This window comes from Bariatricus sp. SGI.019 (assembly GCF_050315235.1).
Taxonomy (GTDB): domain Bacteria; phylum Bacillota; class Clostridia; order Lachnospirales; family Lachnospiraceae; genus JAFBIX01.
Window position 1 is genome coordinate 1 of sequence record NZ_JBNPOQ010000043.1, and the last position, 2,488, is coordinate 2,488.

The window sequence follows — 2,488 nt, forward strand, 5'->3', positions numbered from 1 at the left end:
GAAACCTTGTGGGAATAAGCGGGGACCACCCCGTAAGGCTAAATACTCCTTAGTGACCGATAGCGCATAGTACTGTGAAGGAAAGGTGAAAAGGACCCCGGGAGGGGAGTGAAACAGAACCTGAAACCATATGTTTACAAGCTGTGGAACCGCATTATTAGCGGAACCGCGTACTTTTTGTAGAACGGTCCGGCGAGTTGCGCTGGCTGGCGAGGTTAAGTCCTGAAGGGACGGAGCCGAAGGGAAACCAAGTCTTAATAGGGCGTAAAGTCAGTCAGAGCAGACCCGAAACCGGGTGACCTATCCATGTCCAGGATGAAGTTGCCGTAAAAGGCAATGGAGGTCCGAACCCACATCCGTTGAAAAGGGTGGGGATGAGGTGTGGATAGGGGAGAAATTCCAATCGAACCCGGAGATAGCTGGTTCTCCTCGAAATAGCTTTAGGGCTAGCCTCATACAAGTCTTGCGGAGGTAGAGCACTGAATTTCCTAGGGGGCGTCAAAGCTTACCGAAGAATATCAAACTCCGAATGCCGCGTAGATGGTGTATGGGAGTCAGACTGCACGAGATAAGTTGGGTAGTCAAAAGGGAAAGAGCCCAGACCTGCAGCTAAGGTCCCAAAATGTGTGTTAAGTGGAAAAGGATGTGGGATTTCGAAGACAACTAGGATGTTGGCTTAGAAGCAGCCATACATTCAAAGAGTGCGTAATAGCTCACTAGTCGAGAGGTCCTGCGCCGAAAATGTCCGGGGCTGAAACACACTACCGAAGCTCAGGAATGTAATGATACATTGGTAGAGGAGCATTGAATACGGGAAGAAGCAGTACCGATAAGGAGCTGTGGACTGTATTGAAGAGAGAATGCCGGAATGAGTAGCGAGAGGAAGGTGAGAATCCTTCCGGCCGAATATCTAAGGTTTCCAGAGTAAAGCTGATCTGCTCTGGGTAAGTCGGGGCCTAAGGCGAGGTCGAAAGACGTAGTCGATGGATAACAGGTTGAAATTCCTGTACCACAATATAACAGAACTGTGGGGACACGTGTGGAGAGTATGAGCCGGGATTGGAGAGACCGGTGCAAGCGAGGTAGGAGTATGGCAGGCAAATCCGCCATGCAATCCGAAGACGTTAAGCGGACCGAACAGAAGTAGGGAAGCATATGAGCCATGCGTCAAGAAAAGCCGCTATAGTTTATATTGTGCCCGTACCGTAAACCGACACAGGTGGATGAGGAGAGAATCCTAAGGCCGACGGGAGAAGCATTGTTAAGGAACTCGGCAAAATGACTCCGTAACTTCGGGAGAAGGAGTGCCAGAGAGATCTGGCCGCAGAGAATTGGCCCAAGCAACTGTTTAGCAAAAACACAGGTCTATGCAAAACCGAAAGGTGAAGTATATGGGCTGACGCCTGCCCGGTGCTGGAAGGTTAAGAGGAGAGGTTAGCGCAAGCGAAGCCTTGAATTTAAGCCCCAGTAAACGGCGGCCGTAACTATAACGGTCCTAAGGTAGCGAAATTCCTTGTCGGGTAAGTTCCGACCCGCACGAAAGGCGTAATGATTTGGGCACTGTCTCGACAATGCACCCGGTGAAATTGAAATACCAGTGAAGATGCTGGTTACCTGCGCCAGGACGGAAAGACCCCATGGAGCTTTACTCCAGCTTGATACTGGGATTCGGTATTGCATGTACAGGATAGGTGGGAGGCAGAGAAGTGGTGACGCCAGTTGCCACAGAGCCGCTGTTGGGATACCACCCTTGCAGTATTGGATTTCTAACCAGCAGCCGTGAACCGGCTGGGGGACAATGTCAGGTGGGGAGTTTGACTGGGGCGGTCGCCTCCGAAAGGGTATCGGAGGCGCTCAAAGGTTCCCTCAGAATGGTTGGAAACCATTCGAAGAGTGCAAAGGCAGAAGGGAGCTTGACTGCGACACCGACGGGTGGAGCAGGTACGAAAGTAGGACTTAGTGATCCGGTGGTATAAAGTGGGATTGCCATCGCTCAACGGATAAAAGCTACCCTGGGGATAACAGGCTTATCACTCCCAAGAGTTCACATCGACGGAGTGGTTTGGCACCTCGATGTCGGCTCATCGCATCCTGGGGCTGAAGTAGGTCCCAAGGGTTGGGCTGTTCGCCCATTAAAGCGGTACGCGAGCTGGGTTCAGAACGTCGTGAGACAGTTCGGTCCCTATCCGGCGTGGGCGTAGGATATTTGAGAGGAGCTGTCCTTAGTACGAGAGGACCGGGATGGACTGGCCGCTGGTGTATCTGTTGAACCACCAGGTTCATGGCAGAGTAGCCAAGCCGGGACGGGATAAACGCTGAAGGCATCTAAGCGTGAAGCCCCCCTCAAGATGAGATATCCCTACGAAAGTAGTAAGACCCCTTGAAGACGACGAGGTAGATAGGGCAGAGGTGGAAGTACAGTAATGTATGGAGCTGACTGCTACTAATCGGTCGAGGGCATGACCAAGCAAGGTGATAGGTAATGGAT

1 rRNA gene is annotated in these 2,488 nt (G+C 51.7%); it reads left to right on the plus strand.

Annotation, left to right across the window (positions count from 1 at the left end):
- Window positions 1-2,467 (plus strand): 23S ribosomal RNA (locus ACQRD1_RS14485); the annotation flags it as partial.
- Window positions 2,468-2,488 lie beyond the last annotated feature (21 nt).